Raw genomic sequence first — 26,076 nt, forward strand, 5'->3', positions numbered from 1 at the left:
GTCACCTCCGGTCAGGGATTTAATCCTTTGTTGACCTTTTGTTCTCATATTTTGCCGAGTCGGTAAAGAACTTTTTGAGAACATTTGTGAACTTTACGGGATTTATGATCTAACCCACTGAAATCAAACGGATCGCCTGATCCTGTTTCATAAGCCATAGCAGAACACGCGCGGCCTTGCCCCGGTCCGAGGTCAGTTTCGGGTCCGCATTCAGCAACGCGCGGGCATCGGATTGCGCAACCGCCATCAACCCGGCCTGCCGCTCCAGATCGGCAATGCGGAACTTCGGCAACCCGGATTGCGCCGTGCCGATCAGATCGCCCGCCCCGCGCATCTGCAAATCGGTTTCCGAGATGCGAAAGCCGTCCTCGGTCTCGCGCAGCACTTCCAGCCGCTTGCGCCCGCCTTCGCTGAGCGGCGCTTGATACATCAGCAAACAGGTCGAATCCGCGTCGCCCCGACCAACCCGACCGCGCAGCTGGTGTAGTTGCGCCAGACCAAAGATCTCGGCCCGTTCAATCACCATGATCGTGGCATTGGGTACGTTCACACCGACCTCAATGACCGTCGTGGCCACCAGAACCGTGGTGTCCCCGTTCTGAAACGCTGTCATGGCCGCGTCTTTTTCGGCGGGCGGCATCTGACCATGCACCAGCCCAACGATGCCTTCGCCCAACACCGCCCGCAGACGCTTGAACCGTTCTTCGGCTGCGGTCAGATCCGACACCTCAGATTCGTCGACCAAGGGACACACCCAATAGCACTGTCGCCCCTCATCAATCGCGCGACGCAGATGGGCGACGACCTCATCCATGCGCCCAGTGCTGACAATCGCGGTTTTGATCGGCTTTCGCCCGGGCGGCTTTTCGTCCAGAACTGAAACATCCATGTCGCCATATTGCGCCAGCGCCAGACTGCGCGGGATCGGTGTCGCGGTCATCACCAAGACATCGGCGCCCTTCCCTTTTTCAGACAATTCCATCCGTTGACGCACCCCGAACCGGTGCTGTTCGTCAACGATGGCGAGCCGCAGGTTTCTAAATGCCACGTCGCTTTGGAATACTGCATGGGTGCCGACAAGAATCTGAATATCGCCACGCGCCAAAGCCTCAAGCTTGGCGCGACGCTCGGACCCCTTGTCGCGTCCGGTCAGGATTTCCAGAACGACTCCGGCCTCTTCGGCCAAGGGGCGCAGGCCTTCCAGATGCTGACGGGCCAGAATCTCGGTCGGGGCCATCATCACGCCCTGCCCGCCAGCCTCAACCGCGATCAGAAGCGCCATGAACGCGACCAGTGTCTTCCCCGCCCCTACATCGCCCTGCAGCAACCGGTTCATCCGCAGATCAGATGCCATATCGGCCGAGATCTCTTCAATCGCGCGGGTTTGCGCCCCGGTCGGCCGATACGGCAGGCTGCGCAGAACTCTGGACTGCAACGCCCCGGTGCTAACGCTGGAGATCCCCCTCGCCTTGCGTTCGATCTGACGCGCCAGAGCCAGGGTCAACTGATGCGCCAACAGCTCATCATAAGCCAAACGTTCCCGGGCCGGAGAGAACGCGGCCACATCATCGGCGCCCTGCGGATGATGGGCGGCGTGAACCGCATCATGCCAGCTTGTCCATTTTTGCTGGGCCACTTGTGCCGGATCAATCCATTCGGCCAATTCAGGCGCGCGGGCCAACGCACTGCGCGCGGCCTTGTACGCCGTTTTCTGCGTCACCCCTTGCGTCAAATGATAGACCGGTTCGAATTCGGGAATGTCGCGCGCCTGCTCAACCGGCAGCATGTGATCGGGATGCACCATCTGCGCCATCCCGTCGAACAGCTCCAACTTGCCCGAGATCACCCGGCGCGATCCTTGCGGCAGCACCTTCTTCAGATAGTCGCCGCGTGCGTGAAAGAACACGAGTTGAAAATCGGCCTGACTGTCCTCGACATGAATTCGATAGGCCCCGCCTTTGTTTCGGGGCGGACGGTGCGGGCCAACAGTCACCTCAACCGTCAGAGTTGTCGGCAGATCAGCCCCTTGGATCGTGTCACGCCTGCGCCGGTCAACCACGGCATATGGCAGCCCAAACAGCACATCGCGCGGGCTTTCGATCCCGCTTTGCATCATGGCCTGTGCGGTTTTGGGGCCGACACCCTCCAGCGTTTCCAACCCGGCAAACAGCGGGAAAAGTTGTTCGGGCCGTCCGCTCATGCGCCGTCGATCAGCCGCAGCCAGCCATCCTCATCCAGCGTTTCGATGCCCAGTTCTGCGGCTTTCTTGGCCTTGGATCCTGCCCCGGGCCCGGCCACCAACAGATCGGTTTTTTTGCTGACCGAGCCTGAGACTTTGGCACCCAAAGCCTCAGCCCTCGCCTTGGCCTCGGCGCGGGTCATCTTTTCCAGCGTTCCGGTGAAGACGACCGTCTTGCCTGCAACCGGGCTGTCCGATGCAGGGGCGTCGGGTGATATGATCGTCAAATGCCGGATTAGGTCATCGAAAGCGCGGCGCTCATCCGAATTGGCAAAGGCATCCGACAGGGACAGGCCCAGCGTTGCGCCGATGCCGTCGATGCCAATTAAATCGGACCACGCCGTGGCGGCGCCCTCGGGTACATCCGAAGTTGCGATTGCAGCGTCGCGTGCTTCTTTCACGCGGGCCCGACGGTTTTCTTCGGTGGCGGCGATGCGCTCGGCCTCTTCGGCCTGATCGGCGCGTCGTTGCGCCAGTGCGGCCGGGCGGGCCGCATCAATCGCCTGCGCCATAGCCTCCCAGGTCAGGTAGTGTAGCGCCAAGTCGCGCGCGCCAACCTCTCCGACATGGCGAATGCCGAGGGCGAACAGCAAGCGCCCCAGTTCGATGGTTCGTTTTTCGTCAATGGCGTCGAACAGGTTCCTGGCCGACGTCTCACCCCATCCGTCCCGGTTCTTGAGCCGAGCCAGATTGCCCGCGTCGCGCGCCTGCAGCGTGAAAATATCTGCCGGAGTGTTGATCGGCAGAACCTCATCGCCATGAAACATCTCAATCTGTTTGGCCCCGAGCCCTTCGATATCGAACGCCTTCCGGGATACAAAATGCTTTAGTTTTTCAACTGCTTGTGCGGGGCAAATCAACCCACCTGTACAACGCCGGACGGCATCACCATCTTCGCGGATGGCGGCGCTGTCGCATTCGGGGCATTCTTGCGGGAAAGCGTACGCGATACTGTCTGCCGGGCGTTTGGTCAGATCGACATCGGCCACTTTGGGGATCACGTCACCGGCGCGATAGACCTGAACCCAATCGCCGACCCGAATGTCCTTGCCGTCTCGGATGGTGCCACCCTTGGCATCCCGACCCGCAATATAATCCTCATTATGCAAGGTGGCGTTCGACACGACGACGCCGCCCACTGTCACCGGATGCAGGCGCGCCACGGGGCTGAGGGCACCGGTGCGCCCGACCTGAATGTCGATTGCCTCCAACCGGGTCCAGGCCAGTTCGGCGGGGAATTTATGGGCGATGGCCCAGCGAGGCGTCGTGGACCGGAACCCCAACCGTGCTTGCAGCGCCAGGTCGTTCACTTTGTAGACGACCCCATCGATGTCATATCCAAGGGTTGCACGCTGCGCTTCAATATCGCGGTAATGCGCGAGCATATCTTCTGTCGCATCACAAAGACGCGTCAAGGTATTGGTTGAAAATCCAAAATCCTTCAGCCGTTCAATTGCGCCCATCTGAGTGTCCGCCAGCGGCTCTGACACCTCGCCCCAGGCATAGGCAAAGAACCTTAAGGGGCGCGCGCGGGTGATTTCCGCATCCAGTTGTCGCAAGGACCCGGCGGCCGCGTTTCTGGGGTTGGCGAATGTCTTCCCTCCGCTCTCCGTCTGGCGCTGGTTGAGCGCATCGAAATCCGCGTGGGACATATAGACCTCGCCGCGTACCTCTAAAACGGTTGGCGCGTCTTTGATCCTTTGCGGGATGTCCGAAACCGTGCGGGCGTTGGCGGTGACATTCTCGCCCACCTCTCCATCGCCACGCGTTGCGGCCTGAACCAATTCACCGTCCTCATAACGCAAGGACAGGGACAAACCGTCGATCTTGGGTTCCGCCGTAAAGGCCAGCGGCGCGCCTGCAGCCAACCCGAGGTATTTTCGGATCGACCGATCGAAATCGCCTACGTCCTCGTCATCAAAGGCATTTCCCAATGACATCATGCGCATCGCATGGGTGACTTTGGAGAATCCGTCTGCCGCCCTTGCGCCAACCTGTTCGCTGGGGCTGTCGGCGCGTTTCAGGTGCGGGAATTGCGCCTCGATCTCGGCATTGCGGCGTTTCAGCGAATCGTATTCGGCGTCTGATATCTCGGGCGCGTCTTCGGCGTGGTACAACCGGTTGGCCCGCAAAAGCGCTTTGGCCAAACGCTCCAGCTCGGCGCGGGCTTTGTCTTCGGTCATGTCTGCGGGTGTATTGGAGTTGCTCATGGCCTCGCCCTGTCACGTCTTCTTGGACATCAGTGATAGGGCGAGGCCATGGCCAGGTCCAGACGTGCTGATCCGTGAGTGCGGGTGCCGCCCTGGACCACCGGCGGCACAGGTGTTCTTGTGTCAGGCGCCGACGGCCATACGGGTCTCGTCCACCGTGTTGCTTTGCGGGTCGCGCAGAACGTAGCCACGGCCCCAAACGGTTTCGATATAATTGTCGCCACCGGTCGCGTTGCTGAGTTTCTTACGCAGCTTACAGATGAAAACGTCGATAATTTTCAGTTCGGGCTCATCCATGCCGCCATAGAGATGATTCAGAAACATCTCTTTGGTCAGAGTCGTCCCCTTGCGCAGGCTCAACAGCTCCAGCATCTGGTATTCCTTGCCGGTCAGATGAACCGTTTTGCCATCCACTTCGACCGTTTTTGCATCCAGATTAACTGCGACGCGGCCCGTGTGGATCACCGATTGTGAATGCCCTTTGGAGCGGCGGATGATCGCATGAATACGCGCGACAAGTTCTTCACGGTGGAACGGCTTCGTCAGGTAATCGTCAGCCCCGAAGCCAAACCCTTTGATTTTGCTCTCGGTATCATCGGCGCCCGACAGGATCAGAATCGGCGTTTCTACCCGCGCGATCCGCAATTGCCGCAAAACTTCGTGCCCATTCATGTCCGGCAGGTTCAGGTCCAGCAAAATAAGGTCGTAATCGTAGAGTTTTGCCAGATCGATCCCCTCTTCCCCCAGATCCGTCGCATACACGTTCAGGTTTGCATGCGTCAGCATCAGTTCGATGCTTTTGGACGTGGTCGGATCATCCTCGACAAGAAGTATTCTCATTTCACTGCTCCAATTCGGGTCAAATATTCCAATTAAAATTAAACCTGACCAAGAATGGTTAATCTGACGTTACCGTTGAATCATTTATTCACTTTCTCCTTTAGGTTGTCGATATTTTTTTAAGGCGGTGACTTTCAGCGCCTCAACACCGTGCTCGGCAACCGCTGCGACCCAGGTGTTGAACTCTTCATCGCTGATGCCATAGCGCTTCTTGGCCTCTGACAGCGTAATCAGCCCATAAAGCACCCCGCGTACGACTACGATCTTGCGCGAGGCCACCCAGCGCCGCGTGTCCGAAGGCGGAAGATCGGCGCGGGACAAAATCGTTCCATCCGGCAGGGTTACGGACCGCGGTCCTTCAACTTTGTGCAAATACATCTTTCAACCCTTTTCCTGCTGCATCAAAGCTGGCACCAGCCTACTTAATGCCGGGTGAAACCGCCCCTTGAGAGTGTCTAGAATTTTCCTATATTCTGCCGGTCTTTCTTAACCCGGACTGGAATCGCCATGGCCCTCGCCGCCGAGACCCAACTCAATTCGCTTGGCTTTGCCAAACCTCCCTCGGAAACGCGGGTGGTTGTTGCCATGTCTGGCGGCGTCGACAGCTCCGTCGTGGCAGCCTATCTGGCCGATCAGGGGTATGACGTGGTGGGCGTGACCTTGCAGCTGTACGACCACGGCGCGGCGCTGGCCAAGAAAGGTGCATGCTGTGCAGGGATCGACATCCACGACGCGCGCCGCGTGGCCGAGGAACGTGGCTTTCCGCATTACGTTCTGGATTACGAGAACATCTTCAAGGACGCGGTGATCGACGAATTCGCCGACAGCTATCTGGCCGGCGCGACACCGGTGCCCTGTATCCGCTGCAATGAACGGGTGAAATTCAAGGATCTGCTGGAAACCGCCAAGGATCTGGAAGCTGATTGCATGGCCACCGGTCACTATATTCAGCGCAAGATGGGCGCGAACGGCCCGGAATTGCACAGTGCCGAGGATGCAAACCGCGACCAGTCCTACTTCCTGTTCTCGACCACGCCCGAACAACTGGATTACCTGCGCTTCCCGCTGGGCCACCTGCCCTCCAAAGACGCAACGCGCGAAATGGCGGCGCACTATGGGCTGGCAGTGGCGGACAAGCCCGACAGTCAGGACATCTGTTTCGTGCCCAACGGCAACTATGCCAGCGTGATCGAGAAGCTGCGCCCTGGTGCTGCGGAACCGGGTGAGATTGTGCACGCCGATGGCCGTGTTCTGGCGCAGCATGACGGGGTGATTCACTACACCATCGGTCAGCGGCGCGGTCTTGGCATCGGTGGGCTGAGCGAGCCGCTTTATGTCGTCAAGCTGGACGTGGACAAGAAACAGGTTGTTGTCGGCCCAAAAGAGATGCTGGCCACCCGCACCGTTCCCGTGCGTGAGATCAACTGGCTGGGCGATGAACCCTTCACCTCGCGCAGTGAATGGTACCTGTCTGTCAAAGTCCGCTCGACCCGCCCCCCACGTGAGGCGATCATCCGCCCCCTGTCGGATACCACGGCTGAGGTCGAGTTGCTGACACCCGAGGAAGGCATCTCTCCGGGTCAGGCCTGCGTGTTCTATGCCAATGAGGGCAGCCGTATCTTTGGCGGCGGCTGGATCTGGCGCGGGTATTAAGCCGAGACCGGATCGACCTCGGGCTCGATCTGGATTTGCAGCGCATCGTTGAACCGGTTGAACGCGCCGCACAGCGCGATGCGCCAGGTCAACTCGACGATCTGCGCATTGCTGAACCATTGCCGCAGGTCAGACACCTCGGCATCGCGCATCCGGCCTGATCGCGTTGTGACGGTCTGCGCGTAGAGCACGACCGCCTTGTCGCAGGCGTCCAGTTCAGGGTGATCTGTAACATCGGGCAACCGCGCGGCGCCTTCGGGGCTAAGCCCGGCAACCGTCAGCAATGGCGCGTGATGCGACACGCAATAGTCGCAGGCATTCAGCTTGGACACTGTCACCATCGCCAGTTCCAGCGCCCGGCGCGGCAGAGTTTCCTGCGCGCGCAATGCGGTCAGCATACCGCTCACGTGTTCCAACACCGGCGGGCAATGGGCCGCCACCCGCGCCCAGTTGTCGAACGGGCCGTATGCACCCAGCTCGGTATGGGCCGCGCGGGCCTGCGGAGTCATCTGATCGTCGGTCAATGGGGGAATGCGGGTCAACTGCGATCTCCTTTGGCCGCAGGGTATTGCAGGGCCAGATCGCCGCGACAACAGCGCGGTGATCACAACGCCGAGACGGCGGATCAAAGCACGTCGGTCGGCGAATTGAGCAGGATGTAGAGGCCGACGCAGACCATGATATACGGCGCGATCCGATCCAGACGCGCGACACGAGGCCCGAGGTTTTGCGCATAAGGTGCCCCCCACGCAGCGACCGAGGCTAACAGCACCGCAGCACAAATCGCTCCGATCAGGGCGGTCAGCCGGAAAACCGGGGCCGAATCCGCCAGCAGCGGGGTCATCACTGCGAAACTGTCCACCGACAAGCTCAGAAACAGGGTCACGACCGAGGTCACGGCCCCATTGGGTTCATCCGCCTGTCGCTCGGCCCCCGAAAACTGCTGCCAGATACCGCGAAGCCCCAGGGCCAGGGGGATCAGCCCAAGATACCCGATCCAGCCCGGAAGACCGCTTTGACTGACACCGATGGCCACCGCGAAAGCCAGCGACAGCACAATCGCCTGCGCCACGGCGAACCCTGCCACGGCCCGCTTGTGATCCATGACCAGCATCAGCCCCAGCAGCACCGCCAGATTATCGAGATTGGTCGACACCATCGCGATCCCGGCGGACACCGCAAAGAGCAGGTATTCACCCATCTGCGACCGTCATGCGCTGCAAAACCGACCTTGCCGCCCGCAGACCCGGCGCTTCGCCGCCACGGCCCAGACGCTCCATCGTGATCTCCATGGCCTGCCGCTGGGCATCCGGTGCATCCGACACCTGCGTCAACGCGGCGGCGATCTTGTCCGGTTGGCAGTCATCCAACAGACATTCGGGAACGGCCCGGGTTTCCGACACCAGATTGACCAGAGTCACGGTGTCCAGTTGCACCATGCGTTTGGCGATCAGGGTCGTAAGCCAGTTCAGGTTGTAAGCAATCACCATTGGCGTCGCCTGCGCCGCCAGTTCCAGCGAGACCGTCCCCGACGCAGCCAGCGACAGATCAGCCGCCGCGAAGGCCGCTCGTTTCTGGGCCACAGCCTGATCCGAGGGCACATTTCTTGGGTCGATCACAACTGGGGATCCGGGCCAGTCGCGCAGATGCTCGGCCACTGTATCAACCATATGGGCCACGGCGGGCACCACGACGCGCATGTCTGGTCGGGTTTTGAGATACTGCCCCAGCGCCTTCCCAAAGACCGGGGCAAGGCGATCCACCTCGCCCCGGCGTGAACCCGGCAGGGCCAGAAGAATGGGCGCATCGCCCAGATCATAGGCGGCCCGGAAATCGCGGATATCCGTCTCGGTCGCAATTGGTTCGCTGGCGACCGGATGGCCGACAAAGTCGCACTCCATCCCCGCGCGTTCCATATAGGGCGGCTCGAATGGCAGCAGGGCCAGAACGTGATCGATCACCTTGGCCATCTTGTCCGCCCGCCCCGGGCGCCAGGCCCAGACGCTGGGGGCCACGTAATGCACGCTGCGAATGTAGCTGGCCGCCTTCACCAGTTTTGCCACACGCAACGAGAAATCGGGGCTGTCGATAGTGATCAGCACATCGGGCTGCGTGTCCAGCACCGCTTGCGCAGTCTCGGCGATCCGGCGTTTGAGGTGGAAGAACTTGGGCAGGACCTCGACCAGCCCCATGACGCTCAGCTCCGCCATCGGAAACCGGCTTTCCAACCCTTGTGCCTGCATCAGGGGCCCGCCTACCCCATCGAATTCGATTTCGGGGACAAGGGTCCGTAGTCCCTCCATCAGCGCGCCGCCCAACCGGTCGCCCGAAGGTTCCCCGGCGACCAGAAAAACACGCATCAGGAGGCCCGCTCGCGCACGTAAAGGAACAGCCCCAGACGGTCGCATTCGGCAATCACGCGTTCGCGTTGCAGCACCAGAACGCCGCCCTTTTCGATGACGATCCCCGCAAGGCCCGCAGCCACCGCGCCGGACACGGTATCGGGTCCGATCGCAGGCAAATCGGCCCGACGATCCTGATCGGGTTTGGGGCCTTTGAACAACACACCGCCGCCGGCATCAGGCCGCTGAGTCAGAGATTGCAGCATCCAGGCGGTGCCAAAGATGCTTTCGACGGCCAGCACCTGCCGTTGCGAAACCGCGCAAGCCTGTCCGATATCAGCGTTGCCCATTGCGCGCAGGACAGCTGCGGCGCGCTCAGCGTCAGCCAGATCAGCCTCGGACGGTTGCGCCTCGGTCAGGCAACCAAGCGGAGGCAGCAAATCGGGCGCAATGTCATGCGCGGCTTGAACGGACAGGCCGGCACCCTCGAAGATGCCGATCACAGCCCGCAAGGCACCATCGTCGCCAGACATGATTGCCTGCTGCAGGATTGGCACCAAAGGCAGCGTCGCCGCATCGATGCGCGCGGGATCCACCTTGGGTCGCCGAACCGCGCCTGCCATGCAAATTTGGGTCACGCCGCGCGATTTGAGGTCGGCGATGAAACTGCCCAATTGTTCCAGCGGAAACACCAGATCGGGTGTCAGGTTATCGGGCTCGAACCCCTCCATTGCACAGATCAAAGGCCGCTCTGCCAGCGCAGACACAACCTCATCCGGTAAAACACCCGTTCCCGCAATCAATGCCAGCATGGGGTTACTTCCTTGGGGTCAGGAACGACCGGTCCGTGTCACCTGTGACGAAATCGACGATACGGCGCACATATTCGCTTTCGGTATCTTCACCCGCGCGGCGGGCACGCTCCTGAAAGGTGCCCTCGCCGCCCGACAATTCGCGGAACGCCGCCCGCAAAGCCGAGATATCAGCGCGCGACACGCCGCGCCGCTTGAGGCCCACCAGGTTCAGACCATCCAACTCACCGCGCGGTGCCTGTACCAGCCCGTATGGAATCACGTCATTGGGCACCATGGTCAGCGCGCCGATAATGGCCCCGCGACCCACACGCACCCATTGGTGCAGGCCCGAGATTCCGCCCACGATCACGTCATCCTCGATGATGCAATGACCTGCCGCACCTGCATGGTTCACCATGATCACACGGTTGCCGATCTGAACGTCATGGGCCACGTGAACACCGGCCATCAGCAAACAGTCATCGCCAATGCGGGTCACACCGCCGCCGCCTTCGGTGCCGGTGTTGATGGTCACATGTTCGCGGATCCGGTTGCGCTGACCGATTTCCAGCCGCGTGTTCTCACCGCCGAACTTCAGGTCCTGCGGGATCTCACCGACGACCGAGAAGTTGAAGATCACCGTGTCCTCGCCAACCGAAGTTTCGCCGGTGACAACAACATGAGACTTCAGCTCGACCCGATCCCCCAACCGGACCTGCGCCCCGACATAGCAGAACGGCCCAACGACGCAGTCCTGCCCGATCTGGGCGCCTTCTTCGATGATTGCACTGGGGTGAATGCCGCTCATGTTGTCTTTTCCATGTCCCAGTCAACATAGGCCGAAAACTCAGCTTCGGCGGCAACCTCGCCTTCAACGGTTGCTCGACCGCTGAACTTGAACAGTTTGCCGCCCTTCTTGCCACGGATCGTCTCGACATGCATTTCCAGGACGTCACCCGGAACAACCTTGCGACGGAATTTGCACTTGTCGATGCTCATGAAATAGATCAGCAGTTCGGTGTCGATCACATCCATGCCAACACCCAGCATAACGCCGGCGGTCTGAGCCATTGCCTCGACAATGGTCACGCCGGGCATGATCGGGGTTCCGGGGAAGTGGCCCTGGAAATGCGGCTCGTTCATGGTGACATTCTTGATGCCACGGGCCGAGTGGTAATCGGTGATATCGACCACCTTATCGACCAGCAGAAACGGATAGCGGTGCGGCAAAATCCGCTGGATCAGCTGAATGTCAGCGCTTTTGGTTTCCGTGGTCATAATTCAAATGTCCCGTTTTGCATTCTCAGTTTCAGCGTGGTTAGCAATACAGGCCCGCAAGGGCAAGCAAACCTATTCGCCTGTCCCGTCCTGCAAGCCGGTTCCATCACCGATTGCAGCATCGATACGCTCAATCGCGGCGCTGGTAATGTCCGAAGTGTCCGAACTCAGCAGCACGCTGGAGCGTTCGAGGATGATGGACGCCCCGTTTTCACGCATAAGATCGATCAGAACCGGGCGCGCCAATTCGTAGAACCTTTGGCGGCTTTCTTCGCTGATGCGGCCCAGAGCATCCAGTTTGGCGCGCTGACCCTCGCGATGCGATTGCACTTTGCGATCAAATGCCTCGGCCAGAGGACGGAAGTCTTCGGGCGCCAATTCAGCACGTTTCTCGGTCAGGTTCTTTTCTTCGGTGCTTAGCTCGGCAACGATCCGTTCGTTTTCCTCGGACAGCAGCGTGCCTTCCTGCTCGATCTCGCGCAGCACCCGCTGGCCAAATTCGGATTCGGTGAACAAGCGATCACTTGAGACTGTCAGCACAACGGTCTGCGTGACGCCCAATTGCTGCGCCGCCGCTGGTGTCACGCCAAACAGAGCCAGAAAAATACACAGGGCCCCCAAAGGGCCCTGAATGAGACGTTTGCAAATCCACCGCATCGCGGATCAGAACCGGGCTTGAACGGTCAGGTCAAAGTTCTGCTCGTTGTCGAACTCTTCTTTTTTCAGAGCTTTCGAGAAGTTGAACCGCAGCGGGCCGAAGGGCGTTTCCCACAGGACCGAGACGCCGATAACGTGACGGATCGACCCGTTGGCCCCGACGATGTTCGCCCCCGCCGTGTTCACGTTGTCGATGTTGTAGAGGTTCCCGACGTCATAGAACACACCGCCGCGCAGACCAAGTTCCTCTGGCAGGCCCAGCGGGAAATCCGACTCGAACCGGGCAACCCAGTAGTAGTTGCCGCCGATGGCGTCGTCCTGACCGTTGGACAGGTCACGCGGGCCAAGACCTGCGGGCTCAAACCCGCGGAATGTGTTCGGCCCCAGAAGGAAGCGGTCAATTGTGCGGCTGAAATCGTTGCCTGTCCAATGCAAGGCACCCAGTTCCAGTGTCGCGCGCAACACCACTTCTTCGCTTAGGACGCGGGTCTGTGCGATACCGCGCGCGGTTGTTCTGAAGAACTCGTTGTCGCCACCCAGACCGGCCGCATCAACACCAACCTCGAACAGCACACCGGCATTCGGATTCAGGCCACCAAGACGGCTGTCATAGACATAAGATACACCGATTGAACTGGTCGTGCGCTTGCCCTGATCGATTTCCGAGGAAATGACCGCGCCGTTGATCTCATCATCCTGCTGCGTCATCTCGCTGCGTTCCCAGCCGTACCGCAGGCGAAGCGAGGACAGCTCACCAATCGCGTAGGTCAGCTGCGGGTTAAAGAACACGCGCTCGGTGTCGTAGCTTGCAAAGCCCGAGTTCGTACCGGCCAGACCGAGGCCCAGATCGAAACGCAGCCGACGTCCCAACAGATAAGGTTCGGTAAAGTTGATGGTGTACTGCTCGGAATCCTGCGCCGTCGACAGGGTCAAACCCAGGTTCTGGCCGCGACCGAGGAAGTTGGATTCGTTCAGGCCAATCGCGATCCCGAAACCATCCGAGGCCGAGAAGCTACCACCGAGGCTGAGCGATCCGGTCGGTTGCTCTTCGACATCCACATCCAGAATAACCTGACTGGGCGACGATCCTTCGCGCGGCTCGACATTTGCAACGGCAAAGAAGCCCAATGCGTTGATGCGTTCCGCTGCCTGCCGGATCTCACGCGGGTTGAAGGGGTCACCTTCCACCGTGTCGAACTGACGCCGGATCACACGGTCAAGCGTGGTGGTGTTGCCTTCAATATCAATCCGCTCAACAAAAATGCGCGGGCCTTTGCTGAGGACAAATTCGACATCCAGCGTCAGGTCGCGTGGGTTGCGGGTCACCCGAGGTTCGACCCGCAGGAAATCGACACCTTGCCGGATCCCCAAACGCTCCTGCCGGGCAATCGAGTTCTCGATCAGCGTCGGTGAATAGGTCACGCCCGGTTTGATCTTCAGCGCTTCCTGATACGGGGCCGGATCGACGCCGGGAATTTCGCTGACAGTCGTGATCTTGCCGAACGAGAATTTCTGCCCCTCGGTCACATTCATGACCAGGAAGAAGGCATCACGCTCGCGGGTGAATTCCACATTTGCGCTGTTCACGCGGAAGTCGATATAGCCGCGCGACAGGTAGAAATCGCGGATAACCTGTTTGTCGAACTCGATCCGGTCACCGATGAAGGTGTCGCTGCGGAAGAAAGTACGCAGAAAGGTCGCCTGTTTGGTTTCCAGCACCCGACGCAGGCGGCGGTCCGAATAGGCCCGGTTGCCGACGAAACTGACACGCTCAACCTCGATCGTTGTGCCTTCGGCGACTTCAAAGACCAGATCTACGCGATTGTCGCTGCGGCGGATGATGCGCGGGATTACGGTTGCGGCGACCCGACCTTGGGCCGAGTACACCTCGGCAATCAGATCTGCGTCGGTTTCCGCGACCTGAGGGGTGAAAACGCGTCGTGGTTGGGACGAAATCACTTCGAGCAGGACATCGTCTTTGACGCGACGATTCCCTTCGATGCTGATCTGGTTGATCGTCGGATATTCCTGAACCTCGATCAGCAGGGTTGTGCCGCGCGGGGTCAGTTCGACTGTTTCAAAAACACCACTGTCAAGCAAACGCTGGAACGCGTCGTTCAACTGTCCGGTTGTGACGGTTTGCCCCGGTTCGATCCCCGTTCTGGCGATGATCGTTCCCGTCTCGATGCGGCGGTTTCCTTCCACCTCGAACGAGTTGATGGTGAAACTTTGCGCCTGCGCCGTGTTCGGCAAAGCCAGTAAGCTGGCGGCAACAAAAAGGAAAAGAAACGTCAGCGATTGCCACAAAATCTTGTTTGTAGACTTACGCCCCCCGCAGGATGTGCCCGCGCCTCGCCCGTCGGTCATTTTTTTCTCAACCCAGAATTTTAAGACTTTAATGCTGAGTAGCGGGAATGGATGGGGTTGTCAAAAGGCCAAAAAGCGCATCCGGCATTTGATGGCCTTTAGGGCGTGAAAAGACGGTCTGTCAGAATCACAATCCCGCCAGATAGGCACCAGCGGCCAGTGCCAGAGCGGTGACGGCAAAACTCAGCAACACATCCCAGTTCAGCATGAACAGGAAGCTAAAACTCCGATAGGATTTGCGCAGTGCTTTGGTCATGATCGCCCCTCAACGTCGCGCAAACCGTACCGTCGGAATGCGGCAAGAATGCGGCTTTCCTGTGCGGCTTGCGCCACAATCAGCAAAACAGGTCGTTGGTCACCGAGAACAACATCAGGCTGAGAATAACCGTGATTCCAACAGTCATCAGAATCCGCAATGCCATGTCGCTGGGTGGTTTTCCGGTCACGGCCTCATAGGCGTAGAACAGCAGATGACCACCATCCAGAGCCGGAATCGGGAACAGATTCAGCAACCCGACTGCGGTGGACAGGACGGCGATGAAGAAGATAAAGCTTTGCGCGCCTTGGCTGGCCATTGCGCCCGACGTCTCGGCGATGCCAATCGGGCCGGAGATGTTGCAGGTGCTGATCGCGCCGGTGATCATATGCCACATCCCCGACAGCGATCCTTCGATGATGCGGATCGTTTGATTGACGCCGCCTGTTAGCGAGTCAAACAGACCCGCAGGCTGGGTTGCAGGTTCCAGCATCATTCCACCGACGATACCGATGCGCCAATGGGTCTGAAAACCGCCATCAGACTTCGGTTCATCCGTGCGGCGCGGGGCCAGTGCAAACTCAAGATCGGCCCCGTCGCGCCAGACATTCAGCAACAGAACCCGACCATCCGAGCTTTCGACAAATTCCTTGAGCTGCTCGAACGCAAAGATCGGTTCACCATTTACCGAGGTGATGACATCCCCCTGCTCAAGCTGGATATCCATGGCCGCGCTGCGCGGCGCGACCTGACGGATCAGCGGCGGAAACAGCCACGGGGCTTCAACATCGATGGTCTGCCCATCGCGAATGACCGTGTAGTCCAGCACTGGCTCAACCGGCAGCGAGTCGGTGAACTCGCTCCAGGTGCTTTCCTCATCGAAATCCGGTGTTTGGATGCCTGCGATTGCGACGATCTCATCACCGACCTGCAAACCCTGAACGGTGCCCGGCAGGGGTTGCAACTCACCCACGGTCAAAGGCTCGCGCGAAACGCCCTGAGACCAGAAGATCAGCCCGAACACGATGATCGACATTGCAAAGTTGAACACAGGACCCGCCGCAACAGTGGCCGCCCGCGCCCAGAGCGGCGCGCCGTGCATCGTGCGACGCAGTTCTTTGGGGCTTTGTTCGGCGATCTCTTCCATCGCCTCTTCGTCCTTGCCCGACGCCGCGTTGGCATCGCCCAGAAACTTCACATAGCCGCCAAAGGGGAGCAAAGCGATCTGCCAGCGGGTGCCGCGCTTGTCCATGCGGCTCCACAGCACCGGGCCGAACCCGATGGAAAACACCTCGGCATGAATGCCTGACCAGCGCCCGACGATGTAATGGCCATATTCGTGCACCGCGACAATGGCGGACAAGGCGATGACAAAGGCCACAATGGTCCAAAGCAAATTGCCAAATTGCGGGATCAGGGAAAGTAGGTCCAAATGTCTATCCTGCTCGTTTGCTTACGGCTTCATCCGCCCATTGCCGTGCCAGTTGGTCCGTTTGCTGTACGTTATCAAGAGTCAAAGCGGCATCAATAAGACTATGTCCCGCTTCGAATCTGTCCAGAACCATTGCGACAATATCCGCCATGCTGGGGAAATTGATTCGACCCGCGATAAAGTGATCCAGCGCCCGTTCCTTGGCCGCGTTGAACACAGCCCCCGACAAGCCCCCGCGCGCCATCACGTCCCGCGCCAGTTTCAGCGCCGGATAGCGGGCCAGGTCGGGGTCCTGGAAGTTCAACTGCCCAATGGCGGGCAGATCCAGCCGCTGAACGGGCAAGTCCTGCCGATTGGGCCAATGTAGCGCGAATCCAATGGCGTGGCGCATATCCGGCGCGCCCAAATGGGCCATCACCGCCCCGTCGCGAAACCCGACCAGCGCATGAACGATGGATTCGGGATGGACCAGAACCTCGATCTGATCCGGGGCGACGCCAAAGAACTCTTTCGTTTCGATGACCTCAAGTGCCTTGTTGAACATGGACGCGCTATCGATGGTAATCCGCTGACCCATATCCCAATTCGGGTGGCTCGAGGCCTGTTCGACCGTCGCCTTGGCCAGATCGTCCAGCGGCCAGTCCCGGAATGCGCCGCCGCTGGCGGTGATGATGATGCGCTCGACCGCATCAATCTCTTCCCCCAACAGTGCCTGAAACACGGCCGAATGCTCGCTGTCCACCGGTAGCAGGCGGGCATTGTGGGTCTTGGCTGTTTCCAGCACCAAAGGCCCGGCACAAACCAGCGTTTCTTTGTTGGCAAGCGCCAGTGTCGCGCCTTGCTTCAACGCTTCGATCCCCGGCGCAAGACCGGCGGCTCCGACAATCGCAGACATGACCCAATCCGCCGGGCGCGCCGCCGCTTCGGTCAGTGCTTGAGATCCTGCGGCAGCTTCGACACCAGACCCCTGCAACGCGTCGCGCAGGTCCGGCAGGCGATCCTCAAAGGCCGTGACGGCCAAATCGGCCTTCAATCGACGGGCATCAGCAGCAAGCTGTTCGATATTCGCACCACCTGTCAGCGCCACGACGTCATAGGCCTGCGGATCCCGCGCGATCAGATCAATCGTGTTCTGACCGACAGAACCGGTCGCGCCAAAAATCGATACTTTGCGCATCACATTGCCCCGGGTGAATAAAGCAGGCCTGCCAGCAAGACAAACAGGGCCGCACCCATCATGCCGTCAAACCGGTCCAGAAACCCGCCATGGCCCGGTATCAGGTTCGAGCTGTCCTTGACCCCGAACCTGCGCTTTACCGCGCTTTCCACGATATCGCCTGCCTGACTGGCCATGGACGCAAAGACCGAGACCATTACGAACAGAACGCCAAACCCGCCATGGGCGGCAAACGCGACCCCGACAATAGCAGCAGCGACCCAACCGCCTGCCGTACCAGACCATGTCTTCTTGGGGCTGACCTTGGGCCAGAACTTCGGCCCGCCGATGGCCTTGCCCACGAAATAACCCGCGACATCGGTGGCGACCACAATGGCGATCAGCCAGATCATCCAGCCGAACCCCATATTCTCGCGGATCGAGATAAATCCCAGCCCTGCCCCGGCAATCCAGATCACAAAGATGGCGTACAGCCCCCTGGAGTGGCTGACCTGCCCGGCCCCCACCAGCGCCGGGGCCAGCAAGATCGGTAGTTTGTAAAGCGGCGGCACATGGTAACTCAGAACCACCGCGATGCCCGTCAGAATGCCCAGTTGAACCGCCACACCCATGCGCTGCGGTTCGATCATCCGAACCAGTTCCCATGTCATGATGGCGCAGGCGATGGCGATGAACGCCTCGAACCACAGACCGCCCAGCCACACCTCGATCGAGCCGATGGCCACAAGCACAATGGCGGACAGAACCCGCGTCGTCAGATCAGACCATCGGCCTTCGCTCATGCCGGAACTGCCCCAAAGCGTCTCTCGCGCGAGCCGTAGTTGCGACACAGGCGTTCCAGTTCAGCGGCGGTGAAATCGGGCCACAAGGTGTCGATGAACTCATATTCGGAATAGGCCGACTGCCAGAGCAGAAAGTTCGAAATCCGAGCCTCACCACTGGTGCGGATCACCAGATCAGGGTCGGGAAGAACCCGGGTATCCAGATATTTCGGCAGGGTTTCTTCATCCACATCTTCAGGCTTCAACCGCCCCTCGGCGACATCACTGGCCAGACGTTTGGTGGCCCGCGCAACCTCATCCCGACCGCCGTAGTTCAGCGCCACCGTCAGATGGACAAGGTCATTATCCTTGGTCTCTTCCTCAAGAGAATCCATCAGATCGGTCAACTTGGAATCCAGGCGCACCCGATCCCCGATGAACCGCACACGAATGCCGTTATCCGCCAGCGTCTTGGTTTCTTTCAGGATATACCGGCGAAACAGGCTCATCAGCCCGGCGACCTCGACCTGTGTCCGCTTCCAATTCTCGGTCGAAAAGGCAAAGATTGTCAGGTATTTGATCCCCAGTCCCGGGCAGGCCTCAACCACTTCGCGCACGCGCCGTGCGCCTGCATGGTGCCCAAACAGCCGGGGCCGACCGCGCGCCTGCGCCCAACGGCCATTGCCATCCATGATAATGGCCACATGGCGCGGACCAGCACAGGGCTCGGTGTGGGGATCTTTGGGCATGAGACCGGCTCAGACCTGCATGATTTCGGACTGCTTGGTCTCAAGCGCGGCATCAACGGCCTTGATCATCTCATCCGTCAGGTCCTGCACTTCGCTTTCCCAGAACTTCTGATCGTCCTCGGACATGCCGTCAGCCTTGGCTTTCTTGATCTGGTCCATCCCGTCGCGGCGCACATTCCGGATCGAAACCCGGGCGCTTTCGGCGTACTGCCCGGCGACCTTGCCCAACTCGCGGCGACGTTCTTCGTTCAGTTCGGGGATCGGCAACATGATGATCGTGCCGTTTAGCTGTGGATTGATCCCCAGCCCGCTTTCACGGATTGCCTTTTCCACCTTACCGACCAGGGACTTATCCCAGACATTGACCGTCACCATCCGGGGCTCGGGCACATTGACCGTGCCAACCTGATTGATCGGTGTCATCGACCCATAAGCATCCACCATCACCGGCTCCAGCATCGAGGCCGAGGCCCGCCCGGTCCGCAGTGAGGCAAACTCGGTTCTGAGGTTGGACATCGCGCCTTCCATGCGGCGCTTCAGATCATCGGTGTCCAGTTCGAAGTCGTCAGACATGCTGCTCACTCCCCGTCTTCAGGTGCTGTTTGGATGGGTCTTACGCCATCGCACTTGGGATGTATAGCAATCATGATCAGGAATTGTGCCAATGACCAGAGTTGTTTCGGTCCTTTTTCGCCAGGTTTTGATCAGCCGGGACAGGCACGCCCCGGCTGCCATGTCAGATCAGGCGTTCACGTCGACAACCACGCGCCCTTTGACCTGACCTTTGAGAATATCCGCGCCCAGTCCGGGCAGATCGGACAGCGCGGCGGGGTGCACCATCGCCTCCAGCTTATCCATAGGCAGGTCGGTCGCGATCCGCTGCCACGCGCGCACGCGGTTTTCATAGGGCTGCATCACGCTGTCGATGCCCAGCAGGTTCACACCGCGCAACAGGAAGGGAATCACTGTCGCAGGCAGCCCCGCGCCCCCGGCCAGACCTACGGCCGCGACCGAGCCGCCGTATTTCATCTGCCCCAGCACCCGCGCCAGCATCTCTCCGCCAACAGCATCCACACAACCCGCCCAGGTTTCGCTTTCCAGCGGGCGTTTGGTGGTCTCGTTCAACTCCTCACGCGGCACAATGGTCGTGGCCCCAAGCGACTTCAGATAATCCCCGGTCTCGGGCCGCCCGGTCACGGCGGCGACCTCGTAACCCAGGTTGCCCAGAATGGCGGTCGCCACGGACCCAACGCCGCCTGCGGCACCGGTGACCAGAACCGGACCTTTGTCCGGGGACAGACCATGATCCTCCAACGCCATGACAGCCAGCATGGCCGTGAAACCAGCAGTTCCCACCGCCATCGCCTGCCGCGCGCTCAGCCCGTCCGGCAAGGGAACCAGCCAATCCGCCAAAGCGTTGGCTTTCTGCGAATATCCGCCCCAATGCGCCTCACCCACGCGCCAACCGGTCAATACCACCTTGTCGCCGGGCGCGTACCGATCGTCCGAGGACGCCTCGACCGTACCCGCATAATCGATGCCCGGCACATGTGGGTACGACCGCACCAACCCGCCCCCTTTGGGCGACATGCACAGACCGTCCTTATAGTTCACTGTCGAGTATTCGACGGCAACCGTCACCTCACCATGGGGCAGATCATCTGCTGAAAGCTGCTTGACCGAAGCGCTCGCCAGCCCGCTTTCTTCACCCTTGTCCATTACCAACGCATTGAACATTTGCAGTTCCTTTCGTTTCCAAAAAACCAGATCCGAGTCTTCATCTGGCTAAAAATATCCCGGGGGAGTCGCGCAGCGACGGGGGCAGAGCCCCCTTCCCCCTCTAAACCCAAAAATGCGCCTTCACCTGCGCGCGGCGCGTGCCATCCGGCGTTTCAACATCCAGTTCGGTCCCCGGTTCCCAATGGCTCAGGCGGATCATGCCTATGGAGACATTCGTTTCGAAATCGGGCGACCAAACAGACGAGGTCACCTGCCCCACCTGTTTCCCATCCACAAAAGCCGGCCAGGGTCGATCGCAGGGCGGCACCGGGTCGCCCTGAATCGCAATCGGACGGATTTGTTGCACCGGGCCTTCCTTGGCCACGCGCAACAAGGCATCGCGCCCGATGCAGCCAATGGCCGTGTGCGTGTTGCAGAACTTGCCCAGTCCACATTCATGCGGCGTGTTGTCGTCCGTCATGTCATTGCCATAAGACAATAGGCCGCCCTCGATGCGTTCGATCAGGTTCGGACACCCGGCCCGCACCTGAAGGTCCTCGCCCGCCTTGAACAGCGCGTTCCAAAGCGGCATCCCGATATCGCCGCCCTCGACATAGATCTCGAACCCGCCCTGTTTTGAATAGCCTGATCGCGCAACAGCCAGATCGCGACCTTCGAACTCGAACATGTCGAACTTGAAAAACCGGATATCTCGCACCCGATCCCCAAAGACACGCGCCATCAACTCATCGGCCTTGGGCCCCTGAACTGCCAAAGGCGAGACGTCAGGCTCGTCCACCAGAACGTCCAACCGATACCCATTTGCCAATCCTTTGACCCACAACAACAAATCACTGTCGGCAATGGAAATCCACCAGCGGTCCTCGGACAGTTTCACCGCCACCGGATCATTCAGCATCCCACCGGTTTCATCCACGATGGGCACGTAATAGCACTGCCCCGGCAGCATTCCCCGCAGGTCACGGGGCGTCAGCATCTGCATCAGCCGCGCCGAATCCGGGCCGCGCAGTTCCACCTGCCGCTCGCAGGATACGTCCCAGACCTGAACATGCTCTTTCAGATGGCGATAGTCGGCTTCGACGCTTTCAAAAACCGTCGGCAGCAACATCCGATTGTAAACCGTATAGCCTTTGACCCCCGCAGCCTCGACCCCGTCGGAAAAGGGCGTGCGCCGCAAGCGGCGAGACAAGGATATTTGCGGCATTCAGCCCTCCTGCGGCAGGAAAACCAGATCACTGACCGGGGCCTCAGACCCGGTCTCGGTCAGCATTTTGTGCAATTGACCGCGATGATGCGTCTGGTGGTTGAAAAAATGCATGATGCACTGCGCGTAAGGCAATGTAATATCACCTTCTTTTGCCGCCGAATACCAGGTAAACGGGCCGGTGATCAGATCATCACCCAACGTGTTCGCCCAATCTGCAATCCGGGTATCCACGGTCTTACGCAGAGACAGCCAACTGGCCAGATCAGGGCACAGATAGACGCTTTCATGGATGCCGCCGCCTTTGCGATGGATGTTGCTTTCCGGGCCCGGCCCCTTGTCGAACCGGGACATCCAGATCCAATCGCCCCACAGCAAGTGGTTCGCTGTGCCCAGGATCGAGCCAAAAAACGCCCCGCGTTCTCGCGTTAGTTCCTCAGGGGTCAATGCTTGAAGAAACTCTGACAACTGACTGTTTTGCCATTGATTATAGCGCGACATTTCACGCGCATAGGCTCCGGTAATCATCACTTTGGCCCATGCCAATCGATGGGGCAAATCTCGGCTGATTTGCCGCCGAAATCCCAGACGCGGCCATAATCGCGCACCTTGGACTTGGTACCGCGCGCCACGATGATGTCCGGTCCCATCCAGTATTTCGAGTTCGAGACCATCACGGGATGCTCGGGATCCTTGCCCGCCAGCATCTCAATCTCACCCTGAACTTTGCGACCGATCACGATCCGGCGCTTGGTGCCGTCGCGCTCGATGGCGACCGGAGCCCGCTCGGCCCCGATGATCTCACTCACCAGCATGGTGAACAGGCCGGTGGTGCCGCCCGCCTGACCGCTGAAAATCTGCAATAGCCCGTTATACGCCTTGCCGCTGGCACGTTCGTCCACATAGGCGGCGACTTTCCATTGCCCCTCGCCCATACGGCCCGGAATGTCGACCAGCAGGCCGACGCACAGACCCGAGAGGTCCTCACCCTCGTAATGCCCCTCATCAATGATGACACCCATCCACGCGTGACAATGCCCCTCGGTCGGAGGGTGTGCGCCCAGCGAGACAACGCAGGGACAAAACACATCGCACGAGCAGTTCAGGATCAGTTCGCCCTTGATGGCCCATTCCGTCGGGCTCATCTCGCGCCGTTTCGGGTTGGGCATACGGCTGTCGATCCGCTGACTTATGGGAAGCCTGTCCGCTTCGGGTTTTCTGTTTTTTGCCATCGGCTTATCCTCCGTATGCAAAGGGATAGATCAGCAGGACAAGACCGCCTGCAATCAACGCAAACCCCATGGGTCGGGTCACAACATGCCCGATCTGGGGAAGTTTTTCCAAAACCATGAACAAGGTGGCCAGACCCATCCACAATAGGCTCATGACACCACCGACAAAGCCAAGTGCCATGAAGCCCCAACAGCAGCCCACACAAAACGCGCCAAGGCCCAGCCCCATTCTCACGCCGCCTGCGAAACCGGTTTTCCAATGGCCCAGGAAATAGGTCATCGGCGCATGGCAGACGCCGTGGCAGACCTCTTTCACGCGGGTGAATTGGAAGGCACCGACGACGATCAGCAACCCTCCGGCCACCCAGTTGGACTTGGCGATGCCCAACATGTCAACGACCCCACCAAACAACAGAGCTAGTTGAACGCCGGTGATCAGCGCCGCGAAGCCCACCCAGACGATGAAGTAACCGGTCAGAACGCCCAGCCATCCGGCGCGCGTGCCGTTGGCGCTGCGGATCAGGTCGTCATAGCCGCGCAGGGTTGGCACCAGAGTCGGCAGCATCATCGCCGCCATCATGATCGCCCACATCCAGAACAGCGGACCAAACTCGGCCATGGGCATATACATGTCCATACGCGGATCCATCGCCGCCATGGCCTGTCCCATCGGACCCGGACGACCGATCCAATCCAGGTCCATGTCGCGGCTCATCGAGAACATGACCCACCAGGCCCACAGGATCAGCACATAGAACGCCAGCCACATCCAGCTGCGTAGCATTGCGCGACTCATGTGATCCCCTCCGACTCAACTCCCTTGCTTTTCAAATGTCAGACTTTTAAATGTCAGACAAATAAAATCGTAAAGCCGCGTGCAAAATGAAGATTAACCCACAGAAAACCGCAGACCTGTCCGCGCAAATCGCGCAGGCCATTCGCGATGCGATTGTCTCGGGTGAGTTGATTGTGGATGAGCGTTTGCCGTCCGAGGCCGAATTGGCCGACCAATTCCAGGTCTCTCGCCCTACGGTTCGCGAGGCGCTGAAACGTCTGGCGGCTCAGTCCCTGATCCGCACCCAGCGCGGGGCAACCGGCGGGGCCTTTGTGAACCGCATCAGTTTTGAAGATGCGTATTCGCAGCAAATCACCACTTCGACCCTGTTGCTGTCGATGAACGCGGTGCGCTTCGATACGGCTTGCGAGGCGCGATACGCGCTGGAACGCGCCTGCGCCCCCTTGTCTGCGCAGCGTCGCACAGCAGATCAACTCGCCACCATGCGGGCCGAGATTTTCCGACAGGCGCAGCCCGGCTTGACGGATGAGGCGTTTTGCGCCTCGGACGTCGCCTTTCACCGGGCACTTGTGGACGGCGCGGGCAATCCGGTTCTGTCCTATCAACTGGCAGGCGCGGTCGAGGCGATGCAGCCCCTGATGAACATGATCACCTTCACCGCAAGGTCACGCGAAGAGATCATCTTGCTTCACACCAAGATCGCCGACGCCCTTGAAGCGCATGACGCCACAACGGTCGATGCCACCTTGGTCGAGCTGGAAGCTTACACCCGCCAACTGGCCCAGGACGTGGCCGAGCGCAAACGCAAACCCGCCTGATCCCGATCAGGCCCCAGGATTGACGCAGACGAACAGGCACAAGGAAGACAGAGCAGGCAGGATGTCACCCGGCGCCAAGACCGGAACTCTCAATACAAATTGAATATCAATTGCTTACGGGAGGACGTTATGAACACAAGACCGGACCCAACCTTTTATCCATCCGCCAAGCTGGCGATGGAAGGCCCCGCCGAGACGCTTGCTTTCACGCTGATGCTGAGCCCGGACTTTTCGCAACCCGACGGGCTGGCGGTTGTGAATGTCGATCCGACATCCGACGATTTCGGCAAGATCGTCCACAAGGTGATGATGCCGGAAAAAGGCGATGAGTTTCATCATTTTGGCTGGAACGCTTGTTCCTCGGCCTTGTCACCGCTGACCGGCCATGCGTTTCTGGAACGGCGCTATCTGATTATCCCGGGCATTCGGTCCAGCCGGATTTACGTGATCGACGTCAAGAACCCGCTTGAGGCCAAGATCCACAAGATCATCGAACCCGAGGAAGTCTTTGCAAAGACAGGATATTCCCGCCCTCACACCATCCATTGCGGCCCCGAGGGCATCTATGTCAGCACGCTGGGTGGTGGCGGTGAAGACGGGACCGATGGCCCTCCGGGTATCTTCATCATGGATTGCCAAAGCTTTGAGATCATAGGGCGGTATGAGATCGAGCGTGGCGTGCAGGACAAGCACTATGATTTCTGGTGGAACCTGCCACGCGATTACATGGTCAGTTCCGAATGGGGACTTCCTCCGCAGTTCGAAAACGGCATCGTGGCCGAGGATCTGTTGTCGAACAAATATGGTCACAGCATCCACTTCTGGAACCTACGCAACCGGACCAATATCCAGACCATCGATCTGGGTGAAAACCACCAGATGGCGCTGGAAATCCGCCCGGCCCATGATCCGGTCAAGCAATACGGGTTCTGCGGCGTGGTTGTGGACACCACCAACCTGCAAGGCGCGATTTTCACGTGGTGGCGCAATGAGGACGGCACGTTCGAGGCCAAAAAGACCATCACCATCGACCCGCAACCAGCCGACCCGGATGACCTGCCCGATCTGCTGAAGGGATTCTCGGCCGTTCCGCCATTGGTCACTGATATCGACCTGAGCCTCGACGACAAGTATCTCTATGTCGCTTGCTGGGGCACGGGTGAGTTGCATCAGTACGATGTCTCGGACCCGATGAACCCGACGCTGGCGGGCAAGGTTGAAATCGGTGGTATCGTCAAGAAAACCAAACATCCAAACGGTCAGGATTTTGGTTACGGCCCGCAAATGGTCGAGATCAGCCGGGACGGTAAACGCGTCTATTGGACCAACTCGCTCTATTCCACATGGGATGATCAGTTCTATCCCGGCGAACGCGGCGCGGCGATGGTCAAGGCCGATGTTGGCGAAAACGGTGGCCTGACGCTGGACCCGAACTTCTGGGTCGAATTCCCCGACGGCTACCGCAGCCACCAGATCCGGCTGGAGGGCGGAGACTGCTCGACCGACAGCTTCTGCTACCCCTCGGTCTGAG

The 26,076-nt window shown here is 59.6% G+C and carries 26 protein-coding genes; 3 read left to right on the top strand and 23 right to left on the bottom strand.

Annotated features, from left to right (window positions below; genetic code table 11):
• Window positions 1–109 precede the first annotated feature (109 nt).
• From recG to sciP, 4 genes are all read right to left on the bottom strand, one after another.
• On the bottom strand, window positions 110–2,200 hold the full coding sequence (recG, locus tag ACR0AC_RS08190) for an ATP-dependent DNA helicase RecG (protein WP_480872746.1): 2,091 nt from the start codon (window positions 2,198–2,200) through the stop codon (window positions 110–112).
• Window positions 2,197–4,449, bottom strand: coding sequence for an NAD-dependent DNA ligase LigA (gene ligA, locus ACR0AC_RS08195; RefSeq protein WP_480872748.1), 2,253 nt, complete (start codon window positions 4,447–4,449; stop codon window positions 2,197–2,199). Before ligA ends, recG begins: the two co-directional genes overlap by 4 nt.
• Before the next feature lie 123 nt (window positions 4,450–4,572).
• Entirely contained in the window at window positions 4,573–5,289 is a 717-nt protein-coding gene (gene ctrA, locus ACR0AC_RS08200; RefSeq protein ID WP_170450769.1) for a response regulator transcription factor CtrA, read from the bottom strand.
• Between the two features lie 84 nt (window positions 5,290–5,373).
• Window positions 5,374–5,667: a CtrA inhibitor SciP gene (sciP, locus tag ACR0AC_RS08205; protein WP_170450771.1), complete on the bottom strand. Its 294-nt coding sequence runs from the start codon at window positions 5,665–5,667 to the stop codon at window positions 5,374–5,376.
• A gap of 129 nt (window positions 5,668–5,796) precedes the next feature.
• On the opposite strand from sciP, the gene mnmA reads away from it, so the two are divergent.
• A complete protein-coding gene (gene mnmA, locus ACR0AC_RS08210; protein ID WP_480872750.1) occupies window positions 5,797–6,942 on the top strand; it encodes a tRNA 2-thiouridine(34) synthase MnmA in 1,146 nt (381 codons plus the stop codon).
• On the opposite strand, the gene ACR0AC_RS08215 is transcribed toward mnmA, so the two are convergent.
• The 19 genes from ACR0AC_RS08215 to ACR0AC_RS08305 form a co-directional block, all read right to left on the bottom strand.
• A complete protein-coding gene (locus ACR0AC_RS08215) occupies window positions 6,939–7,484 on the bottom strand; it encodes a carboxymuconolactone decarboxylase family protein (protein ID WP_480872752.1) in 546 nt (181 codons plus the stop codon). The two genes, mnmA and ACR0AC_RS08215, sit on opposite strands and share 4 nt — an antisense overlap.
• Before the next feature lie 83 nt (window positions 7,485–7,567).
• Window positions 7,568–8,143 (bottom strand): hypothetical protein, encoded by a 576-nt coding sequence (locus ACR0AC_RS08220; protein ID WP_480872754.1) that lies wholly within the window; start codon window positions 8,141–8,143, stop codon window positions 7,568–7,570.
• On the bottom strand, window positions 8,136–9,302 hold the full coding sequence (lpxB, locus tag ACR0AC_RS08225) for a lipid-A-disaccharide synthase (RefSeq protein WP_480872756.1): 1,167 nt from the start codon (window positions 9,300–9,302) through the stop codon (window positions 8,136–8,138). Before lpxB ends, ACR0AC_RS08220 begins: the two co-directional genes overlap by 8 nt.
• Window positions 9,302–10,096: an LpxI family protein gene (locus ACR0AC_RS08230; RefSeq protein WP_480872757.1), complete on the bottom strand. Its 795-nt coding sequence runs from the start codon at window positions 10,094–10,096 to the stop codon at window positions 9,302–9,304. Before ACR0AC_RS08230 ends, lpxB begins: the two co-directional genes overlap by 1 nt.
• A 4-nt stretch (window positions 10,097–10,100) precedes the next feature.
• Window positions 10,101–10,886 carry an acyl-ACP--UDP-N-acetylglucosamine O-acyltransferase gene (lpxA, locus tag ACR0AC_RS08235; protein WP_480872758.1) on the bottom strand — a complete coding sequence of 262 codons (786 nt, stop codon included), beginning with the start codon at window positions 10,884–10,886 and terminating at the stop codon, window positions 10,101–10,103.
• Complete coding sequence (fabZ, locus tag ACR0AC_RS08240) at window positions 10,883–11,356, bottom strand: 3-hydroxyacyl-ACP dehydratase FabZ (protein ID WP_170450786.1); 474 nt, start codon at window positions 11,354–11,356, stop codon at window positions 10,883–10,885. Before fabZ ends, lpxA begins: the two co-directional genes overlap by 4 nt.
• A gap of 72 nt (window positions 11,357–11,428) precedes the next feature.
• Window positions 11,429–12,013: an OmpH/Skp family outer membrane protein gene (locus tag ACR0AC_RS08245; protein WP_480872759.1), complete on the bottom strand. Its 585-nt coding sequence runs from the start codon at window positions 12,011–12,013 to the stop codon at window positions 11,429–11,431.
• 6 nt (window positions 12,014–12,019) lie between these two features.
• The gene (gene bamA, locus ACR0AC_RS08250; protein ID WP_170450791.1) at window positions 12,020–14,380 is read right to left on the bottom strand and encodes an outer membrane protein assembly factor BamA; all 2,361 of its coding nucleotides are present in this window, start codon (window positions 14,378–14,380) and stop codon (window positions 12,020–12,022) included.
• Between the two features lie 127 nt (window positions 14,381–14,507).
• Entirely contained in the window at window positions 14,508–14,636 is a 129-nt protein-coding gene (locus ACR0AC_RS08255) for a hypothetical protein (protein ID WP_480708172.1), read from the bottom strand.
• 79 nt (window positions 14,637–14,715) lie between these two features.
• Window positions 14,716–16,068, bottom strand: coding sequence for an RIP metalloprotease RseP (rseP, locus tag ACR0AC_RS08260; RefSeq protein ID WP_170621781.1), 1,353 nt, complete (start codon window positions 16,066–16,068; stop codon window positions 14,716–14,718).
• Between the two features lie 4 nt (window positions 16,069–16,072).
• Complete coding sequence (gene dxr / locus ACR0AC_RS08265; protein WP_170450795.1) at window positions 16,073–17,245, bottom strand: 1-deoxy-D-xylulose-5-phosphate reductoisomerase; 1,173 nt, start codon at window positions 17,243–17,245, stop codon at window positions 16,073–16,075.
• The gene (locus ACR0AC_RS08270; protein WP_170453037.1) at window positions 17,245–18,027 is read right to left on the bottom strand and encodes a phosphatidate cytidylyltransferase; all 783 of its coding nucleotides are present in this window, start codon (window positions 18,025–18,027) and stop codon (window positions 17,245–17,247) included. Before ACR0AC_RS08270 ends, dxr begins: the two co-directional genes overlap by 1 nt.
• Complete coding sequence (locus ACR0AC_RS08275; RefSeq protein ID WP_170450798.1) at window positions 18,024–18,755, bottom strand: isoprenyl transferase; 732 nt, start codon at window positions 18,753–18,755, stop codon at window positions 18,024–18,026. Before ACR0AC_RS08275 ends, ACR0AC_RS08270 begins: the two co-directional genes overlap by 4 nt.
• Before the next feature lie 9 nt (window positions 18,756–18,764).
• Window positions 18,765–19,328, bottom strand: a complete 564-nt coding sequence (gene frr, locus ACR0AC_RS08280) for a ribosome recycling factor (protein ID WP_170450800.1) — start codon at window positions 19,326–19,328, stop codon at window positions 18,765–18,767.
• Between the two features lie 168 nt (window positions 19,329–19,496).
• Window positions 19,497–20,492 (bottom strand): acryloyl-CoA reductase, encoded by a 996-nt coding sequence (acuI, locus tag ACR0AC_RS08285; protein WP_480872760.1) that lies wholly within the window; start codon window positions 20,490–20,492, stop codon window positions 19,497–19,499.
• Window positions 20,493–20,595: 103 nt separating this feature from the next.
• A complete protein-coding gene (locus ACR0AC_RS08290) occupies window positions 20,596–21,699 on the bottom strand; it encodes a dimethylsulfoniopropionate demethylase (RefSeq protein ID WP_480872761.1) in 1,104 nt (367 codons plus the stop codon).
• Entirely contained in the window at window positions 21,700–22,227 is a 528-nt protein-coding gene (locus tag ACR0AC_RS08295) for a DinB family protein (protein WP_170450807.1), read from the bottom strand.
• Window positions 22,227–22,931: a DUF1326 domain-containing protein gene (locus tag ACR0AC_RS08300; protein WP_170450809.1), complete on the bottom strand. Its 705-nt coding sequence runs from the start codon at window positions 22,929–22,931 to the stop codon at window positions 22,227–22,229. Before ACR0AC_RS08300 ends, ACR0AC_RS08295 begins: the two co-directional genes overlap by 1 nt.
• A gap of 4 nt (window positions 22,932–22,935) precedes the next feature.
• Window positions 22,936–23,727 (bottom strand): DUF2182 domain-containing protein, encoded by a 792-nt coding sequence (locus ACR0AC_RS08305; RefSeq protein WP_480872762.1) that lies wholly within the window; start codon window positions 23,725–23,727, stop codon window positions 22,936–22,938.
• Between the two features lie 86 nt (window positions 23,728–23,813).
• Between ACR0AC_RS08305 and ACR0AC_RS08310 the strand changes: the two genes are divergently transcribed.
• A complete protein-coding gene (locus ACR0AC_RS08310) occupies window positions 23,814–24,545 on the top strand; it encodes a FadR/GntR family transcriptional regulator (protein WP_480708165.1) in 732 nt (243 codons plus the stop codon).
• A 129-nt stretch (window positions 24,546–24,674) separates the two neighbouring features.
• Window positions 24,675–26,075, top strand: coding sequence for a selenium-binding protein SBP56-related protein (locus ACR0AC_RS08315; RefSeq protein WP_170450815.1), 1,401 nt, complete (start codon window positions 24,675–24,677; stop codon window positions 26,073–26,075).
• Window position 26,076 lies beyond the last annotated feature (1 nt).

This window comes from Ruegeria sp. H7 (assembly GCF_056532945.1).

Excerpts from the sequence above, each read along its gene's own strand:
- recG (WP_480872746.1), bottom strand. The coding sequence starts at position 2,200 with ATGAGCGGACGGCCCGAACAACTTTTCCCGCTGTTTGCCGGGTTGGAA.
- ligA (WP_480872748.1), bottom strand. The coding sequence starts at position 4,449 with ATGAGCAACTCCAATACACCCGCAGACATGACCGAAGACAAAGCCCGC.
- ctrA (WP_170450769.1), bottom strand. The coding sequence starts at position 5,289 with ATGAGAATACTTCTTGTCGAGGATGATCCGACCACGTCCAAAAGCATC.
- sciP (WP_170450771.1), bottom strand. The coding sequence starts at position 5,667 with ATGTATTTGCACAAAGTTGAAGGACCGCGGTCCGTAACCCTGCCGGAT.
- mnmA (WP_480872750.1), top strand. The coding sequence starts at position 5,797 with ATGGCCCTCGCCGCCGAGACCCAACTCAATTCGCTTGGCTTTGCCAAA.
- ACR0AC_RS08220 (WP_480872754.1), bottom strand. The coding sequence starts at position 8,143 with ATGGGTGAATACCTGCTCTTTGCGGTGTCCGCCGGGATCGCGATGGTG.
- lpxB (WP_480872756.1), bottom strand. The coding sequence starts at position 9,302 with ATGCGTGTTTTTCTGGTCGCCGGGGAACCTTCGGGCGACCGGTTGGGC.
- ACR0AC_RS08230 (WP_480872757.1), bottom strand. The coding sequence starts at position 10,096 with ATGCTGGCATTGATTGCGGGAACGGGTGTTTTACCGGATGAGGTTGTG.
- lpxA (WP_480872758.1), bottom strand. The coding sequence starts at position 10,886 with ATGAGCGGCATTCACCCCAGTGCAATCATCGAAGAAGGCGCCCAGATC.
- fabZ (WP_170450786.1), bottom strand. The coding sequence starts at position 11,356 with ATGACCACGGAAACCAAAAGCGCTGACATTCAGCTGATCCAGCGGATT.
- ACR0AC_RS08245 (WP_480872759.1), bottom strand. The coding sequence starts at position 12,013 with ATGCGGTGGATTTGCAAACGTCTCATTCAGGGCCCTTTGGGGGCCCTG.
- bamA (WP_170450791.1), bottom strand. The coding sequence starts at position 14,380 with ATGACCGACGGGCGAGGCGCGGGCACATCCTGCGGGGGGCGTAAGTCT.
- ACR0AC_RS08255 (WP_480708172.1), bottom strand. The coding sequence starts at position 14,636 with ATGACCAAAGCACTGCGCAAATCCTATCGGAGTTTTAGCTTCCTGTTC.
- dxr (WP_170450795.1), bottom strand. The coding sequence starts at position 17,245 with ATGCGCAAAGTATCGATTTTTGGCGCGACCGGTTCTGTCGGTCAGAAC.
- ACR0AC_RS08270 (WP_170453037.1), bottom strand. The coding sequence starts at position 18,027 with ATGAGCGAAGGCCGATGGTCTGATCTGACGACGCGGGTTCTGTCCGCC.
- ACR0AC_RS08275 (WP_170450798.1), bottom strand. The coding sequence starts at position 18,755 with ATGCCCAAAGATCCCCACACCGAGCCCTGTGCTGGTCCGCGCCATGTG.
- frr (WP_170450800.1), bottom strand. The coding sequence starts at position 19,328 with ATGTCTGACGACTTCGAACTGGACACCGATGATCTGAAGCGCCGCATG.
- acuI (WP_480872760.1), bottom strand. The coding sequence starts at position 20,492 with ATGTTCAATGCGTTGGTAATGGACAAGGGTGAAGAAAGCGGGCTGGCG.
- ACR0AC_RS08290 (WP_480872761.1), bottom strand. The coding sequence starts at position 21,699 with ATGCCGCAAATATCCTTGTCTCGCCGCTTGCGGCGCACGCCCTTTTCC.
- ACR0AC_RS08295 (WP_170450807.1), bottom strand. The coding sequence starts at position 22,227 with ATGATTACCGGAGCCTATGCGCGTGAAATGTCGCGCTATAATCAATGG.
- ACR0AC_RS08300 (WP_170450809.1), bottom strand. The coding sequence starts at position 22,931 with ATGGCAAAAAACAGAAAACCCGAAGCGGACAGGCTTCCCATAAGTCAG.
- ACR0AC_RS08305 (WP_480872762.1), bottom strand. The coding sequence starts at position 23,727 with ATGAGTCGCGCAATGCTACGCAGCTGGATGTGGCTGGCGTTCTATGTG.
- ACR0AC_RS08310 (WP_480708165.1), top strand. The coding sequence starts at position 23,814 with ATGAAGATTAACCCACAGAAAACCGCAGACCTGTCCGCGCAAATCGCG.
- ACR0AC_RS08315 (WP_170450815.1), top strand. The coding sequence starts at position 24,675 with ATGAACACAAGACCGGACCCAACCTTTTATCCATCCGCCAAGCTGGCG.